A 16,128-nucleotide genomic window follows, 5' to 3' on the forward strand; every position below is an offset into this window, starting at 1 on the left:
GCGGAGCGGATTACGACGTGACGTCGGCCAGCTGACGACCCGAGATCTCTTCGATCAGGTCATCCCCGAGCTGGGCCGACTCGAACGGAGCGTCGATCTCGGCACGGTCGAGCAGCTCGGTCATGCGGCGCTGACGCTGCCGCGTGATCAAGGTCACGACGGTGCCGCTGCGGCCGGCGCGGCCGGTGCGACCCGACCGGTGCAGGTACGTCTTGTACTCGTCGGGGGCGTCGGCCTGGATGACCAGGTCGATGTCGTCGACGTGGATGCCACGGGCGGCGACGTCGGTGGCCACGAGCACGTTCACGCGGCCCGAGGTCAACTTCTCGAGGTTGCGCGTGCGCTTCTGCTGGTTGAGGTCGCCGTGGAGGGCGACCGCCGCGATGCCGGCTTCGTCGAACTGCTCGGCGAGCATCTCGGCGTACGCGCGGGTCCGCGCGAAGACGAGGGTCTTGCCGTCGCGGTCGACGAGCGAGTCGAGGATCTGCGCCTTGTCGCGGTGCTCGATGACGAGGACGCGGTGCTCGATGGTGCCCGAGTCCTGGTCTTCGCCGGCGACCTCGTAGACGGCCGGCTCGACGAGGAACTCGTCGACGAGGGCCGCGACCTCGCGGTCGAGGGTGGCCGAGAAGAGGAGCTTCTGGCTGCCGTCCGCGGTCGCGCGCAGGATGCGCTGCACCGGCTCGAGGAAGCCGAGCTCGCACATGTGATCGCCCTCATCGAGAACGGTCACCTGCACCTGGGAGAGGTCGAGCTTGCCCTGCTTGAGGAGGTCCTCGATACGGCCGGGCGTGCCGATGATGATGTCGACGCCCTTCTTCAGCGCACCCACCTGGCGCGCCTGGGGCACGCCGCCGTAGATCTGGGTGGTGAACAGGCCGACGCTGCGCGCGATGGGCTGCACGGTGCGGTCGATCTGCAGGGCGAGCTCGCGCGTGGGCGCCAGGATGAGCGCCTTGGGGGCGCGTCCGAACTCACGGCGCTGGCCCGCCTGCGCGCGCAGGATGCGCTCGACGAGAGGGGCACCGAAGGCGATGGTCTTGCCCGAGCCGGTGCGGCCGCGGGCGAGGACGTCGCGTCCCTCGAGGATCGGCTTCACCGTCGCCGCCTGGATGGGGAAGGGGCTCGCCGCACCGAGAGCGGCGAGGGCGCGCACGATGTTGTCGCCGAGGCCGAGCTCGCCGAATCCGGCGCCCGTCTCGGTCGCGGCGTCGACGGCCTGAGCCTGCAGACGCTCGTGGACGACGTCGACGCGCTGCTCGTGCTCGGCGGAGCGCTTCGGGGTGGCGTTCCAATCACTCCGGCTGGGGCCGTCGGTGCGGCGGGGACGGTCGTCGAACGAGCGGGCCGGGCGGTCGCTGCGGTCGAACGAACGCGCAGGACGGTCGCCGAAGTCGCGACGGGGACGGTCGTCGAACGAGCGCGCGGGACGCTCGCCGGCATCGCGACGGGGACGCTCATCACGATCGAACGAACGGGCCGGGCGGTCGCTGCGGTCGAAGGAACGCGCGGGACGGTCGCTGCGGTCGAAGGAACGCGCGGGACGGTCGTCACGACGGGGGCGGTCGTCGAACGAGCGCGCCGGACGGTCGCTGTGATCGAACGAACGAGCCGGGCGCTCGCCGGCGTCACGACGGGGACGCTCGTCACGGTCGAACGAGCGCGCCGGACGGTCGCCCGCGTCACGACGGGGACGCTCGTCACGGTCGAACGAACGAGCGGGACGGTCGTTGCGGTCGAACGAACGCGCCGGACGGTCGCTCCGGTCGAAGGAACGAGCCGGGCGGTCGCTGCGGTCGAACGAACGCGCCGGGCGGTCGCCCGCGTCACGACGGGGACGCTCGTCACGGTCGAACGAACGTGCGGGACGGTCGTTGCGGTCGAACGAACGCGCCGGACGGTCGCCGAAGTCGCGACGGGGACGGTCGTCGAACGAACGCGCGGGACGCTCGTCGCGGCGCCCGGCCGTGGCATCCCGATCCGAACGGCCGAAACGGTCGTCGCGCGCCGAGGTGCGGATGTCGCGGGCCTCGGTGCGGCCGGCGCGGTCGGCCGCGTTCCAGCGGCCCTTCGCGGGCGCGGCCTCGGTCTCGGCGCGGTAGCCGCGGTGGCCGGGGCTCTTGCTGCCGGGCTTGGCCGGGCCCTCGGTACCGGGGCGGCGCTTGCGGTCCTGGAACGAGGTCTGCGCGGCGTAGCGCGGCTCGAAGTTCTTGGCGGGTCGGCCGCCGGCGGGCTTCTTGTTCTTGGGCATGACGATGTCCTTCTGGGTTCTGTTTCGCGCGAGACAGCAGCACCGCACGGCGGTGCAAAACCCGGACTATCGTCGGCCGGGGGCCATTCACTGATGATGGTCGAGGCCGCGATCGCGTCCTGTCCATCGGCCCCTTGGACTCACAAACCCATCCGCGCATCACACGCGGTGTCCAGAGCCGACCGCCCCACGCTACAGGTCGCGCCTGGGAATGGCATCCACGTCCCACGCGACGAGAACAGGGGATGCCACCGAAACAGGCCAAATCGGCACCTGTCTCCCTGTTCTCGTCGCGGCCCCTGTTCTGGTGGCAGCCCCGGTCTCAGACGATCCCGAGGCCCGCGGCACTCCCCGCGTCCCGACGCGAGCGCCGCGCCCGACGAGAACAGGGGATGCCACGGAAACAGGCCGTATCGGCACCAAACAGCCTGTTCTCACGACATCCCCTGTTCTCGTGGCGAGCGGACGGCGGGATACACGCGCTCCTCGACGAAAATGGACGCATGGCAGACACCGACGCCCACCCCATCACGGTGGCGATCGAGCGGCGCATCGACCCGACGCGCACCGCCGAAGCGACCTCCTGGATGCAGGCCGGCACCGACCTCGCGACCGCTTTCCCGGGCTTCCTCGGCTCGGGCTGGGTGCGCGCGGGTGAAGAGAGCGACCTCTGGTACATGCTGTACCGCTTCCGCGACATCACCACGCTCGAGGGGTGGGAGACCTCGTCGCAGCGCCAGTGGTGGCTCGACTCGGGCCGCCCGTTCGCGCGCGAGGAGCGCGTCGAGCGCCGCACCGGCATCGAGGGCTGGTTCGACGCCTCGTTCGGCTCGGTGCTGGAGCCTACGGATGCCACGACCTCGCCCGTGCAGCAACCCGTACCGCCCGCGCCGCCCCGGTGGAAGCAGGCGGTCACCATCTGGGTCGGATTCTTCCCCACCAACCTCCTCGCATCGTGGCTTCTGGGCTTCATCCCGGGGTTCACCGAGATCCCCCTCGTCGTGCGCGTGCTCGCGACCACCCTCATGCTCACCCCCGTGATGACCTACGCGGTCCTCCCCTGGGTCACCCGCCTGCTGCGCCCGTGGCTGCAGCGCCCACCCCGCTTACGAAAGGCCTCGTCATGACCGCCGATCCCACCGGCCAGCGCTTCACCCTGCGCGGTCCGCGCTCGTCCGCCGAGATCACCCAGGTGGGCGCGGCGCTGCGCGGCCTCACCGTCGACGGCGTCGACCTCGTGCCGCCCTACCCGGACGATCAGCCGACGCCCGCGGCATCCGGGGTCGTTCTCGTCCCCTGGCCGAACCGCATCCGCGACGGCAAGTACACCTTCGAGGGCGAAGAGCTGCAGCTCGCGATCAGCGAGCCGAAGTTCGGCAACGCCAGTCACGGCCTCCTGCGTTTCGGTACGTACCAGCCGATCGAGCACACCGACGAGCGACTCGTGCTCGGCGCCGACGTGGTGCCGCAGACGGGGTACCCGTTTCACCTGCGCACCCGGGTGACGTTCACGCTGCTCGCCGACGGCCTGCACGTCGCGCACCACATAGAGAACGTCGGGGCGAGGACCGCGCCCGTCGCGCTCGGCGTCCACCCCTATCTGCAGATCGGCGGCGTCGCGACCGCCGACCTCGTGATCCGCTCCACCGGGACGACGACACTCGTGCTCGACGACCGCAACATCCCCGTCGACGAGGTTCCGGTCGACGACCGCACCGACCTGCGCGGGGGCCGGCGCCTCGGTGACGCGTCGCTCGACAACGGCTACCGGGGGCTGGAACGGGATGCCGAGGGCCGCGCGGTCCACACCCTCACCGCCCCGGACGGCCGCGTCCTCGAGCTCTGGCAGGACGCCGGATTCGGCTGGGCACAGGTCTTCACGACCGACCGCTACCCCGGGCAGCCGCTCGCGGTCGCGATCGAACCCATGACCGCGCCGGCGAATGCATTCGCCTCGGGAATCGACGTGCACGCATTGACGCCGGGAAACACATCGGTGCGCGAGTGGGGAATTCGGTTTAGCGCTTAATCAATGAATATGTCCCCCTTTTGGGGGACATATTTTCCGCCCGCGACCAGGGCTTATTTTCAGTCAAGACTTTCCCGTTGGAGCGAGAGAAAAGTTAGCATTCTGCTGACGGTCTCCGTCGACGCCGGGGATCAAAGCGACGCGATTCTCGGCATTACCCGAATTAGCCGACGGAGGCCGAGGGTCTCGCGGCGCCGGGGGACTTTCGGTCCGCCCCCAGCGAAAGCGCCCGAAAATGAGCATCGCGGTCCGACCAGCCGTTTCCACCCCGTCCCTCACCTTCTCGCGGGAGATGCTCGCGGCATCACGCCGTCTGGCGCGCCGGGCGATCGCTCTGTCGACGATGCAGTTGGCCGCCCTGGTGCTGGTCGTGCTCGTGGGCGGCATCCTGGCGTCGATCCTCACCACGACCGATCCCCTGTGGTGGCAGCTGCATTTCAGCCAGCTCGGGACGTTCCACGACCTGTCCGGCGCCCTGTTCAACACCACGCTCAAGGTCGGCGGCGCGCTCGTCGTCGTCTACGCCGTGCGCGTGCGTCGCGAGCTGCGTCGCCTGGGATCGCGGGCGGGTCGACGAGGAGCCGCGACGGTCGCCTTCGTCTGCCTCACCGTGATCGGCGTCAACCTCGCCCTCGTGGGGTGCGTGCCCCTGAACAGCAACAAGGACCTGCACGACAAGGTCGCCGGCATGATGGTGCTCGGCTTCGCCGCACTGCTGATCACCACGCCCGTGCTGCTGCACCGCCTGAACCGACGCCTCGCGGTCTCGACGGCTCTCGTCTTCGTGTTCCTGTTCGCCGGGGCGTGGCTGTTCGTCACCGCCACGATCAATCTCGCGCTCTTCGAGGTGATCGCCTTCGCCGCGATGTTCGGCTGGTCGGGGATCTTCACGTGGATGCTCTCGCGAGCGGGCGTCCCCGCGGCGCCGACCGAGGCGGCCGCGATGCACGCGGGGAACCCGGATGCCGCAGCCGCGAACGCCGCGACGGCGCACATCGCCACACCGGCCCCGGTGACGTCCGACGCCGCTGCGCGTGCGGCGGCTCGGCGCGTCGCCGGATGGGTCGCGGCGCAGCGACTCGCATCGCCGCGCGGCACGGCACCGCAGGCGCCGGCACCGTCGGTCACCGGGCAGGCGCCCACGCTGCGGCCGGTCGCGGCGCACCGTACGGCGACGTGTCACCCCGCGGCGCGCCTGCGCCTCGCGTCCCTCAGTACCGGTCGCGCAGCTCTCGCCGGCTCAGCGGGTGCCCGTCCTCCGCAACGGCCTCAGCCGCGCCCCCTGATGCGTCGACACTGTCCGTGTTGCGCGCCGCGCGCCGCGCGAGGCGCCGCTCCCGGGCTCCCTCGACGAGGTTGTACAGCGTCGGGAGCACGAGCAGGGTCAGGAACGTCGACGACACCAGCCCGCCGATCACCACGACGGCCAGCGGCTGCGAGATGAAGCCGCCGTGCCCGGTGATGCCCAGCGCCATCGGCACGAGCGCGAAGATCGCCGCGAGCGCGGTCATGAGGATGGGGCGCAGACGCCGTGAGCCGCCGACGATCGTCGCCTCGTAGACACTGAGACCGCGAGCGCGGTATTGGTTCACGAGGTCGATGAGCACGATCGCGTTGGTCACGACGATCCCGACCAGCATCAGCGCACCGATCATTCCGGCGACTCCGAGCGGCACCCCGGTCACCAGCAGCAGGAGGATCGCGCCGGTCGCCGCGAACGGCACCGAGACGAGCAGTTCGAGCGGCTGACGCAGGGACTTGAACGTGGCGACCATGACGACGTAGACGATGAGGATCGCCGCGAGCAGGGCGAGCCCGAGCTGGCCGAACGCGTCCTGCTGCGAGGTCACCGCGCCGCCGACCTTCGCCGTCGCCCCCTCCGGCAGCTGGACGTCGGCGAGCGCCGCGTTCACGCTGGCGGAGGAGCTGCCGAGGTCGTCGGTGGTCGGGGTGACCGTCACGGTGGCCGTGCGCAGCCCTCGAGCCGTCGTGATCGACGGGGGCGTCTGGCTCTGCTCGACCGTCGCGATCTCGTCGAGACGAACCGTGCCGGTCGCGGTCGGGATCTCGAGGGCGCGCAGCGCGTCGACGGTTGCGGGCGGGTTGGCGGCGGCGACGTAGACCGTCACACCGCGACCGTTGATCTCGACGGTGCCGGCCTGGCGTGGCTGCATCGTGTTCGACACGAGCGCTCCGACCGTGCGCTCCGATAGACCGCGCTCGGCTGCGGCCGCGCGATCGACGCGCACCGAGACGTACGGCAGCGACGCCGAGAGGCTGCTCGTGACCTGGCCGATGCCGTCACGCCCCTGCAGACCCGCGACGACGGCGTCGTTCGCCTGCTGCAGCGCCTGCCCGTCGGCGGCGCTCACGTCCACGGTGATGTCGGTGGACCCCAGGCCGCCGCCGCCGGAAGCGGCGACCTCGATCTCTCCGGCATCCGTGATCTTCTCCAGCTCGGTGCGCACGCGGTCGCGCAGGTCGACCTGGTCGACGCCCGACTGCGAGGTGATCGAGTAGGTGATGCCCGAGCCGCCGCCCGAGAACGCGTCGCGCAAGGCCGACCCGGTCGAGCCGATCGACGTCTGCACGGTCTCGACGCCCGGGGTGTCGAGCAGCACGGCCTCGACCTTCTGCGCCGCGGCGTCTTCGGCATCCAGGCTCGGAGCGGATCCGATCTTCTGCGTGACGGTGAACGTGTTCTGGCCGGAGTCGCCGAGGAAGTCGGTCTTGAGCAGGGGCACCGCCGCGAGGGTCCCCCCGAGGACCAGCACAGCCACGGTGAGAGTGACCCATGAGTGCTTCAGCGTCCAGCTCAGCACGGGCACGTAGGCCTTCTGCAGACGCGAGGGCGGTGCGTCGGGGGCTTCGGGATCGATCGGGTTGCCCTCGGCATCCCGGATCACCTTCCCGGGCTTCAGGAACCACGACGCCAGCACGGGCACGATCGTCAGCGAGACGAGGAGCGACGCGGCCATCGCGATCGTGACGGTGAGCGAGAAGGGACGGAACAGCTCACCGGTCACGTCTCCGACGAACGCGATGGGCAGGAACACCGCGACCGAGGTGATCGTGGATGCCGTGATCGCGGCCGCCACCTCCCGCACCGCGCGGACGATGGTCGGGATCTTCTCGGCGTCGCCGACGTAGTGCCGTTTGATGTTCTCGATCACGACGATGGAGTCGTCGACGACGCGGCCGATCGCGATCGTGAGGGCGCCGAGCGTCAGGATGTTGAGCGAGTAGCCGAACGCCTGGAGACCCACGAAGGTGATCAGCACGCTCGTCGGGATCGAGATCGCGGTGACGAGGGTGGAGCGCACCGACATCAGGAAGATGAGGATGATGACGACCGCGAAGACGAGGCCGAGGAGCCCCTCCTGCGCCAGCGCCTCGATCGACTGCTCCACGAACGGCGCCTGATCGAAGACGACGGTGAAGGTGGCACCGTCGCCGAGGGTCGACTCGAGCCCCGGGAGCGCGGCGAGGACTCCGCGCGACACGTCCACGGTGTTGGCCGCGGGGAGCTTGGTCACGGCGATCGTGAGGGCCGGCTTCCCGTCGACGCGCGACAGGGTGGTGGTGGGGTCGGCCTGGAGGGCCACACTCGCGACGTCGGCGATCGTCGTGGCACCGGCGCGGAGCTGCGCGGCATCCGAGGGCACGAGAGGAAGCGCTGAAATCTCATCGACGCTGGTGAGCTTGGCGCCGGTCTGCACCGTGAGGGTCTGATCGCCCTCGGTGATCGACCCGCCCGGGAAGAGGACGCCGTTCGCGTCCAGGGCGTCGGTGATCGACTGCTGGGTGTAGCCGCGCTCGGCGAGCTTCGTGGCGTCGGGCGTGATCGTCACGCGCTGGGCGGTGCCACCGACGATCTGCGCACCGTTGACGCCCTTCACGTCCTCGAGGTCGGGGATGATGCTCGTCTGCAGCGTGGACTGCACGGCCTCGGCATCGCTGAAGCCGGTGACGGCGAGCTGGATGACCGGGAAGTCGTCGATGCTGGCCGACGCAACGGTGGTGTCGGCGGACTCGGGGAGCTGGTCCTTGATGCGCGCGATCGCCGCGAGGATCTTCTGCTGCGCCGAGGCGAGGTCGGTGCCGTAGGTGAAGGACGCCGAGACGATCGACGAGTTGGTCGTGCTCGTGGCGGTCGTGGACTCGAGCCCGTCGACACCGCGGATCGCGTTCTCGATCGGCGTGGAGACGTCGGCTTCGACCACCTCGGGCGAGGCGCCGGGGTAGGTGGTGACGACGGCCAGCTGCGGGAACTGGATCGACGGGATCAGCTCCTGCTTCAGGTTCGTCAGCGCGAGGCCGCCGAAGATCGCCGCAACGATCGTGACGAGGGCGATGAGGGCGCGGTTCTTCAGGCTCAGGACGGCCAGATACGACACGAAGGACCTCTCGGGAGCATCATTCGATACAGAAATGTATCGACGCTCAGTATCCCACGGGCCGTTGCGCGGGAGGCCGCGTCACAGCAGTGAGCCGATGCCGATCCCGGCGAGCGCGGCGACGACCGACCCGACGAACGAGGCCACCGCGTAGACCGTCGCCGTGCGCGTCCGACCCTCCTCGGCGAACAGCGCGGTCGCCACCGCGACGGCACTGAACGTCGTGTAGCCGCCGAGGAGCCCCGTCCCCAGGATCCAGCGCCACGCTTCGTCCGCGGGAAGACGACTCAGGATGCCGAGCACCAGCGCCCCGGAGAGGTTGACCACGAGGATGCCCCACGGAAAGCTCTCGCCGGTGCGGCGACGGATGGCGACGTCGAGCACATACCGCGCCGCCGCGCCGACTCCCCCGGCGAGAGCGACGGCGACGAAGACGAGCGGGGTCACGCGGCCAATCTAGTCGTCGACCGTGATCCCGCGGTCAGCGGCGAGCAACGGGGCCAACTGCTGCAGTTGCCACGACGAGATCGTCGCCCCTCGCAGAGCGCTCAGCCCCGCGATGCCGCCCAGTTCCGCTTCCCGCAGGTCGGCGTGCTGGAGGGTCGCGTGTTCCACGATGAGGTTCGAGATGCGCGTACCCGGCGCGGCGAAACGGGTGATCCGGGACTGACCCACGTCGAGTTCATCGATGGTGCAGTCGGTGAAGGCGACGTCCTGCAGGACCGCCCCTCGGAGATTGACGAATCCGAGACGGCAGTTCCGGAAGTGCACCCCGCTCCACGTCGACTCGAACGCCTCGACCGATCCGAAACGGGATGCCGCGACCTCGACGTCACGCCATGCCCCGCGCGAGGTCGTCAGAATGGGCACGTCGACACCGGTGATCGACACCTCCGCGAGGCGCGCGTGACGCAACGTGAGGGTGGATGCCCGCAGGCCGTCGATACGGGATACCGTCAGCTCCGCGCTCTCGAGGTCGACGGCATCCTGACCGACGTTGTCGAACGACACGCCTTCCAGATGAGCCCGGGGCATGAGACCCGCGGAGTCCCCCTGCAGCAGGTCGTCGAGGACGAGGGTGCCGAACGACGGGGCGACGAGGGTGGGGCGCTTCGGCATGGGTCTCCTGGATCGCGGGACGGGGTGGAGAGAGCCTAGCCACTCCCGCTCGACCCTCTCCCGCACTCCGGTGACGGGGACCTCAGGCCTCCAGAGCCTCGACCCGACGACGGAGCTCCGCGGCCTTCTCGGCACCGAGCTGCGCGGCCGCCAGCTGCAGGGCGGCGCTCGCGGTGAGCGTCTTGGCGACGAGGTACGTCGGGCTCTTCTTCAGGTCGGGGATGACGTCGAGGATGATCGCCTCGGCATCCGGGTCCGTCATGAGCTTGCCGAGCTTCACCTTGGCGAGGTCGTATCGAGCGGCCATCGTGTCTCCTGATCCGGGTGCACCGTCGTCACCCTGGCGAGATTGTTGCACGTTTGTACAGTTATGTCATCACGCGGAACAAGGATTCGGCCAGATCCCCGACCCGCGCGTAGGCGGCGCGGGCCTCCGGCGTCCAGTGCGCCCCGACGTAGACGTGGAAACCTCCGGCCGCCGCGACGAGCGACACCGGCGCACCCGCCTTGCGAGCGCGCCGGACGAAAGCCGCCACGTCGTCGAAGAAGATGTCGTTTCCCCCTTGGAAGATCAGCGTGGGTGGGAGGGTGGACACGTCGCTCCGAGCCGGGTCGACCTCCGGATCGTCCCGCGATCCCCCGCCCACCCACGCGCGTGCCGCGGCACGCAATCCGGGCGCACGTAGGGACGGATCGCGGCGCGAGCGGCGAGCGATCGCGGGATTGTCGAGGGCGAGGTCCACCCACGGAGAGAAGAGCACGAGAGCGTCCGGAGACCGCTCGGCCCGCGCGGACAGCCCGAGGGCGACCGTGCCGCCCGCGGAGTCCCCCGCGACGATCAGCCGCCCCGACCCCACGCGCTCGGCCAGTCGCGCGTACTCGGCGTCGACGAACGCGGCCGTCTCCGCCGCGCGGTGCTCCGGCGCGAGCGGGTAGTTCACCACCGTGACGGCCGCCCCGGTCGCCCGCGCCAGGCGTTCGACGATCCACCAGTGCTCGGCGACGAGCGGGTTCACCAGCCCACCGCCCGGCAGATACATGAGCTCGAGGGCCGCCCGGCGGCGGGCCGGCTCGTACCGGACCACCTCGTGACCACCGCGCCGCGTCACGCGCAGTCGACCCGTTCGACGCAGACGAGCGGGAGGCGGCGCCGGCGCGCGATTGGGGTCGAGGGTGGAGAGGTAGTCGTCTCGCGACAGGGCTCGACGGGTCGGAGCGGCCTTCACCCACAGGGCGAGCGTGGTCAGCGCCAGCGACAGCGACACGACCGCCTCACCCCGCGGCCATGTCGGCCAGGGCGTTCGTGGTGACCAGACGCACGACCGCGGGCAGGCCCGCAGCGATCTTGCGCCCCACCAGCGGCCCGAGAACCACCGCCAGCGGACCCGAGATCTCGACACCGTGAGTCACCGACAGCCCGTTCGGCGTCTCCCGCATGTGGTGCGGGAACGACAGCACCGCCCCCGGGAGGCGGATCCGGAAGTTCATCGCGACCCCCGGCTGCAGCTCGGTGAAGGTGAACGTCTGCGCCGGCGTGCCGTGATTGATCACGCGACCGGTCGCGCCCACGCGCGGCGGGGCGGCGAACTCGGCCACGCGCAGGTCGGGGTCGTCGACCGCCCAGTCCTCGGGGGTGGTCCAGCGCTTCCACACCGCCTCGGGAGACGCGGTGGTCAGGTGGGTGTACTGGCGACGCCATGTCGTCATGCGGACGCTCCCGTTCGTGCGTGATCCGGCGAGGTGGAGGTGACGAAGCCGCGGGCCTGGAGAGCGGCCCGCTCCCCGGCCCGGACGGCTCCGTCCATGAATCCGGTCCAGCGGTCGGACGACTCCGTGCCGGCCCAGACCACCCGACCGACCGGGGCGGCGAGCGCCCCCGCGTAGGGGACGACCACGCCCGGCCCCGGAGCCGCGGTCGGGCCGCCCCCGACCCAGGGCTCGGCGCCCCATCGCTGGTCGATGAAGCCCGTGGCATCCAGTGCTCGGGGGCCGAAGAGGTCGGCGAACGACGACAGTACGCGCACGCGCCGCTCCTCGGCCGGGAGACCGTCCCACTCGCGGGCGTACACACCGCCCACGAACCCCAGGAGCACGCCGGGACCGCCCGTCCCGGGCGGGCTGGCGTCGAAGGTGATGAACGCCGGGCCGGTGTCGGAGAGGCCCTGACCGGACAGGTCGCGCTCGCGCCAGAACGGCGTCTCGTAGACGGCGTAGGCCTTCGAGAGCACACCGGCCGGCCACCGCTGCGACATCTGCGCGTTGACCGGGGGCAGTGCGGGCGAGAACGCGATGCGCGAGCGCAGCGCCGGAGGCACCGCCACGACGACGGCATGCGCCGAGACGCGCTCGTCGCCCGCGGAGACGAGCACTCCGTCATCCGTCGTCTCGATCCGCTGGACGGGGGCGTTCCGGCGCACCGCGTCGCCCAGGTCGGCGGCGATCCGCAGGGCGATCTCGTGCGAGCCTTCGACGAAGTGCTCCTCCTGCGCCCCGCCCTCGGTGTCGAGCATCGACGAGAGCCCGCCCGCCTGATGGATGTAGTGCAGGGCGTGCAGCAGCGACACCTCGTCGGGCTCGCAGCCCCAGGTGGTGCGACTCGCGATGGCGATGAGGTCGCGGGCCGTGGTCGAGGCGTGCGAGCGACGGAGCCACGATCCGAGACTGTCGGCGTCGAGCTCGGCCGCCCGGGGTGCCGCGGCCGGGTTCCCGCGCGGGACGGTTCGCGCGAGTCGGTCCAGGGCGAGCTGGATGCGACCGACGTCGAGGAGGTTCGCCCCCATCGGGGGCACGGTGCCGCGGTAGCGGCGGTGCTGGCCGCGCCACCGGATGACGTTCTGCCCTGCCGAGTGCGTGGGGAAGCGGCGCACACCGACCTCGTCGGCGAGTGCGATGATGCGATCCTGTCCGGGGCCGACGAAGGTGCCGCCGAGATCGACGTGCACCCCCGCGACGGTGGCGGAGCTCACGCGGCCACCGACCCGGGACGACGCCTCGAAGACGGCGACGCGCAGGCCGAGCTGGTGGAGTCGGCGAGCGGCGGTGAGGCCGGACAACCCGGCCCCGACGACCACCACGTCGACGTCGGGGGCCGTGGCGCGATCGACGGCTTCGGGGGTGACGGTCATAGGCTTGCTCCGTTTCTGGTGCGATCTCGGGCGGTCGGGCCGTGGAAGGGGACGCCGTGAGCGAGACGACGAGCCGGTCGATGCGGGCGCGAGGGCGCGCGCGACGGGAGCTGCTGCTGGACGCGACGCTGGCGATCATCGCCGAGCGCGGCATCGCCGGTGTCACGCACCGCTCGGTGGCCGCCGCCGCCGACGTGCCGCACTCCTCCACCACGTACTTCTTCGATTCGCTCGACGACATGATCGGCGAGGCCGTCGCCCACGCGATGGATGCCGAGTTCGAGCGGCTGCAGCAGTTCCGCGCCGTCCTCGAGAGCGGCGCGGGGTCGCCGGGCGCCGCGATCGACGAGTTCGTCGAGATCGTGCGGCAGCAGTCCGACGAGCACACCGTGGCGCAGTTCGAGATCTACCTCTTCGCCTCGCGGCATCCGGCTCTGCGCGCGCACGTCGAACGCATCCTCGACGAGACGAGGGAATTGGCCGGGAGCGTGCTGCGCGTCAACGGCGTGACCGATCCGCACGCCGCCGCGGCGGTCGTCGCCCTCATCGATGGATTCGCTCTTCATCGCATCGCCCGTTCCGAAGTCGTCCAGTACCAGTCCCTGGCGCGCGCCCTGCGCGCCACTCTCGTCGGATTCGTGACCCTCGCCGCCACCACCTCGCTGGGGGAGTCCGCGTCACCGCTCGAGTAATTTGCACAAACGTACTACTTACGGCGTGTGCATCTCGACCTTGCGCGGCAATTTCACACGTTCGACACACAATCTTGTACGTGTGTGCAATAAAGTGACCCGATAGTCGACCACGACGATGTGTTCGAGGAAAGGGTGCGATCGATGGCGCGTCACCGCCTGCAAGACCATGCGCTGCGCTGGGGAGCCCGCGCGCTGGGGAGTGTGCCGCACGGCGTCCTCCGCCGCCTGAACGGACGGCCGATCGAGGTGGACGGGAATCGCCTCCACCCCGCCGTGCAGACCTCCCTCCGGGTCATGAACGCCTCGCCGGGCGCCCACTTCGAACGGATGCCACTGCCCCAGGCGCGGGAGCACATCGAGGTCGAAGCCTGGACCTTCGCGAGTTCGACACGGCTGGCCCAACGCCGGGACATCACGATCCCCACGCGCGACGGGCAGGTTCCGGCCCGCGTCTACCGCGCGCGAACGGACCGCCCGGCGACCGGGACGGTCGTCTACTTCCACGGCGGCGGGTGGGTGCTGGGTTCCCTCGACAGCGCGGATGCCACCTGCCGAACGCTCGCTGCGACAACCGGTATGACCGTCGTCTCGATCGGCTACCGCCTCGCTCCCGAGGACCCGTTCCCCGCGGCCGTCCATGACGGCGTCGACGCCTTCCGCTGGACGCGCGACAACGCGCACCGCTTCGGCGGCACGGCGGACACCGTGGGTGTCGGGGGCGAGAGCGCCGGAGGAAATCTGGCGGCGGTCATCTCGATCGTCACGCGCGACGACGCCGAGGGCGCGCCCGCCTTCCAGATCCTCTTCTGCCCCGTCACCGATCTCTCGCGCAAACACCGCTCGTACGAGCTGTTCGCCGACGGCTTCTTCCTCACCGAGGCGCAGATGGACTGGTACGCCGCCCACTACCTCCGAGGCGGCGGACGAGCCGACGACCCGCTCGTCTCGCCCCTGCTCTCCGACGACCTCGGCGGACTCGCCCCGGCGTTCGTCGCCGTGTCGGGCTTCGACGTGCTGCGCGACGAGGGCATCGCGTACGCGCGACGCCTCGAGGAGGCGGGGGTGGACACGACGCTCGTGACCCACACGGGCCAGATCCACGGCTTCTTCAACGCGTGCGGAGCTCTGAAAGACGCTCGGGATGCCGTGACCGACGCCGGCACGTGGGCGCTGGGCCGCCTGTCCGCCCGCGCCGACGGGGCGCGTCGATGACGTCCGACGGCCGGACGGTCCCGGTCGCGGTGTACGCCGAACCCACCCGACCGGTCCGCGCCGGGTGGATCGCCGCCTTCGCCGGCGCGTGGCTCGGTCTGTGGATGGCGCAGCTCGTGCCGGTCCAGGTGCTCCTCCCCCTGCAGATCGCCGCCCAGCACTCTTCGGACGAGTGGCTCACCTCGCTCGTCTCCTACGGCCTGGTCAGCGCGGTCGCCGGGGCGTTCGTCGTGGTCGCCTACCCGATCGTGGGGGCGCTCAGCGACCGCACGCGATCACGCTTCGGGCGGCGGCGACCGTGGATCCTCGGCGGATCGCTGACGGCCGGCGTCGGCCTCGCGCTCCTCGGCATCCAGACCGGGACCGTCGGCACGATCGGGATGTGGACCGTCGTCATGCTGGGGTTCTGCATGGCCTCGGCCGCCCTGACCGCCGTGATGGCCGACCAGGTCCCGGAGAACCAGCGCGGGCTCGTGTCGGGGTGGATCTCGGCGCCGAACGCGCTGGGGATCCTGCTCGGGATCGTGCTGGTGACGGCGGTGTTCACCACGATCCCCTCCGGCTACCTCGCGCTCGCCGTGAGCGTGGTCGTGCTCGCCGTGCCGTTCGTGCTGCGCCTGCGCGATGCTCCGCTGAGCCCCGTGGATGCCGCCCGCCTGGGGCCGCTCACGGTGCGGTCGGTGCTGGCATCCATCTGGGTGGACCCCCGTCGCCATCCCGACTTCGCCTGGACCGTGGCGAGCCGTGTGCTCATCAACCTCGGCAATGCCATCGCGACGACGATGCTGCTGTACTTCTTCACCTTCGCGCTCGGTGTCGCCGACCCCACCGGGTTCCTCGTGTTCACGACGGTGATCTACATGGTCGTCACGATCGTGGCATCCATCGCCCTCGGCAAGCTCAGCGACGTGCTGGGGCGACGGCGGGTGTTCGTCCTGGCATCCGGAGTCGCCCAGGCGCTGGCGGCGCTGCTGCTCGCCGTCGCTCCCGCCGAGAGCACCTCGATCGTGGGGGCCGTGCTGCTCGGGCTCGGGCAGGGGTGCTTCTTCGCCGTCGACCAGGCCCTGGCGACCCAGGTGCTCCCGTCCGCCGAGACGCGGGGCAAGGACGTCGGCATCATGAACATCGCGATGGCCGGCCCTCAGGCCTTCGGACCGCTCCTCGGTGCCGGAGCGGTCGTGCTCTTCGGAGGCTTTCCGGGCCTGTTCATCGCGAGCGGTGTGACCGGGCTGCTCGGCGCGGCGGTCGTCATGCGGGTGCGCTCGGTGCGCTGAGGCGCGGGAGCACGGAGGCCGCTGAC

At 70.7% G+C, this 16,128-nt stretch carries 13 protein-coding genes and 1 pseudogene; 6 read left to right on the forward strand and 8 right to left on the reverse strand.

All coding sequences use genetic code 11. The annotated features are described in order from the left end of the window. Positions 1-10: 10 nt before the first annotated feature. Complete coding sequence (locus MTES_RS05625) at positions 11-2,251, reverse strand: DEAD/DEAH box helicase (protein WP_013584242.1); 2,241 nt, start codon at positions 2,249-2,251, stop codon at positions 11-13. A gap of 503 nt (positions 2,252-2,754) precedes the next feature. Here MTES_RS05625 and MTES_RS05630 point away from each other — a divergent pair. The 3 genes and pseudogenes from MTES_RS05630 to MTES_RS19830 form a co-directional block, all read left to right on the forward strand. Next, a complete protein-coding gene (locus MTES_RS05630; RefSeq protein ID WP_013584243.1) occupies positions 2,755-3,378 on the forward strand; it encodes an antibiotic biosynthesis monooxygenase in 624 nt (207 codons plus the stop codon). After that, a complete protein-coding gene (locus tag MTES_RS05635) occupies positions 3,375-4,280 on the forward strand; it encodes an aldose 1-epimerase family protein (RefSeq protein ID WP_013584244.1) in 906 nt (301 codons plus the stop codon). Before MTES_RS05630 ends, MTES_RS05635 begins: the two co-directional genes overlap by 4 nt. Before the next feature lie 343 nt (positions 4,281-4,623). After that, positions 4,624-5,163 (forward strand): annotated as a pseudogene (locus tag MTES_RS19830) (DUF998 domain-containing protein); the annotation flags it as partial. 328 nt (positions 5,164-5,491) lie between these two features. Here the strand turns inward: MTES_RS19830 and MTES_RS05640 are convergent. From MTES_RS05640 to MTES_RS05670, 7 genes are all read right to left on the reverse strand, one after another. Continuing rightward, on the reverse strand, positions 5,492-8,677 hold the full coding sequence (locus tag MTES_RS05640) for an efflux RND transporter permease subunit (RefSeq protein WP_013584245.1): 3,186 nt from the start codon (positions 8,675-8,677) through the stop codon (positions 5,492-5,494). Positions 8,678-8,758: 81 nt separating this feature from the next. Then, positions 8,759-9,124, reverse strand: coding sequence for a fluoride efflux transporter FluC (locus MTES_RS05645; protein WP_013584246.1), 366 nt, complete (start codon positions 9,122-9,124; stop codon positions 8,759-8,761). Positions 9,125-9,133: 9 nt separating this feature from the next. Beyond that, entirely contained in the window at positions 9,134-9,796 is a 663-nt protein-coding gene (locus tag MTES_RS05650) for a pentapeptide repeat-containing protein (RefSeq protein ID WP_013584247.1), read from the reverse strand. Positions 9,797-9,878: 82 nt separating this feature from the next. Beyond that, positions 9,879-10,103 carry a hypothetical protein gene (locus MTES_RS05655; RefSeq protein WP_013584248.1) on the reverse strand — a complete coding sequence of 75 codons (225 nt, stop codon included), beginning with the start codon at positions 10,101-10,103 and terminating at the stop codon, positions 9,879-9,881. Between the two features lie 61 nt (positions 10,104-10,164). After that, positions 10,165-11,061 carry an alpha/beta hydrolase fold domain-containing protein gene (locus tag MTES_RS05660; protein WP_013584249.1) on the reverse strand — a complete coding sequence of 299 codons (897 nt, stop codon included), beginning with the start codon at positions 11,059-11,061 and terminating at the stop codon, positions 10,165-10,167. A 7-nt stretch (positions 11,062-11,068) separates the two neighbouring features. Continuing rightward, positions 11,069-11,503, reverse strand: coding sequence for a hypothetical protein (locus MTES_RS05665; protein WP_013584250.1), 435 nt, complete (start codon positions 11,501-11,503; stop codon positions 11,069-11,071). Next, complete coding sequence (locus MTES_RS05670; protein ID WP_013584251.1) at positions 11,500-12,921, reverse strand: flavin monoamine oxidase family protein; 1,422 nt, start codon at positions 12,919-12,921, stop codon at positions 11,500-11,502. Before MTES_RS05670 ends, MTES_RS05665 begins: the two co-directional genes overlap by 4 nt. A gap of 56 nt (positions 12,922-12,977) precedes the next feature. Between MTES_RS05670 and MTES_RS05675 the strand changes: the two genes are divergently transcribed. The 3 genes from MTES_RS05675 (at position 12,978) to MTES_RS05685 (ending at position 16,102) form a co-directional block, all read left to right on the forward strand. Then, on the forward strand, positions 12,978-13,613 hold the full coding sequence (locus MTES_RS05675) for a TetR/AcrR family transcriptional regulator (protein ID WP_050901758.1): 636 nt from the start codon (positions 12,978-12,980) through the stop codon (positions 13,611-13,613). A 144-nt stretch (positions 13,614-13,757) separates the two neighbouring features. Next, positions 13,758-14,828 (forward strand): alpha/beta hydrolase, encoded by a 1,071-nt coding sequence (locus MTES_RS05680; RefSeq protein WP_013584253.1) that lies wholly within the window; start codon positions 13,758-13,760, stop codon positions 14,826-14,828. After that, positions 14,825-16,102 carry an MFS transporter gene (locus MTES_RS05685; protein ID WP_013584254.1) on the forward strand — a complete coding sequence of 426 codons (1,278 nt, stop codon included), beginning with the start codon at positions 14,825-14,827 and terminating at the stop codon, positions 16,100-16,102. The genes MTES_RS05680 and MTES_RS05685 overlap by 4 nt, the downstream gene beginning before the upstream one ends. Positions 16,103-16,128 lie beyond the last annotated feature (26 nt).

Source organism: Microbacterium testaceum StLB037 (assembly GCF_000202635.1).
GTDB lineage: Bacteria > Actinomycetota > Actinomycetes > Actinomycetales > Microbacteriaceae > Microbacterium > Microbacterium testaceum_F.

Excerpts from the sequence above, each read along its gene's own strand:
- MTES_RS05635 (WP_013584244.1), top strand. The coding sequence starts at position 3,375 with ATGACCGCCGATCCCACCGGCCAGCGCTTCACCCTGCGCGGTCCGCGC.
- MTES_RS05665 (WP_013584250.1), bottom strand. The coding sequence starts at position 11,503 with ATGACGACATGGCGTCGCCAGTACACCCACCTGACCACCGCGTCTCCC.
- MTES_RS05650 (WP_013584247.1), bottom strand. The coding sequence starts at position 9,796 with ATGCCGAAGCGCCCCACCCTCGTCGCCCCGTCGTTCGGCACCCTCGTC.
- MTES_RS05655 (WP_013584248.1), bottom strand. The coding sequence starts at position 10,103 with ATGGCCGCTCGATACGACCTCGCCAAGGTGAAGCTCGGCAAGCTCATG.
- MTES_RS05625 (WP_013584242.1), bottom strand. The coding sequence starts at position 2,251 with ATGCCCAAGAACAAGAAGCCCGCCGGCGGCCGACCCGCCAAGAACTTC.
- MTES_RS05670 (WP_013584251.1), bottom strand. The coding sequence starts at position 12,921 with ATGACCGTCACCCCCGAAGCCGTCGATCGCGCCACGGCCCCCGACGTC.
- MTES_RS05685 (WP_013584254.1), top strand. The coding sequence starts at position 14,825 with ATGACGTCCGACGGCCGGACGGTCCCGGTCGCGGTGTACGCCGAACCC.
- MTES_RS05680 (WP_013584253.1), top strand. The coding sequence starts at position 13,758 with ATGGCGCGTCACCGCCTGCAAGACCATGCGCTGCGCTGGGGAGCCCGC.
- MTES_RS05630 (WP_013584243.1), top strand. The coding sequence starts at position 2,755 with ATGGCAGACACCGACGCCCACCCCATCACGGTGGCGATCGAGCGGCGC.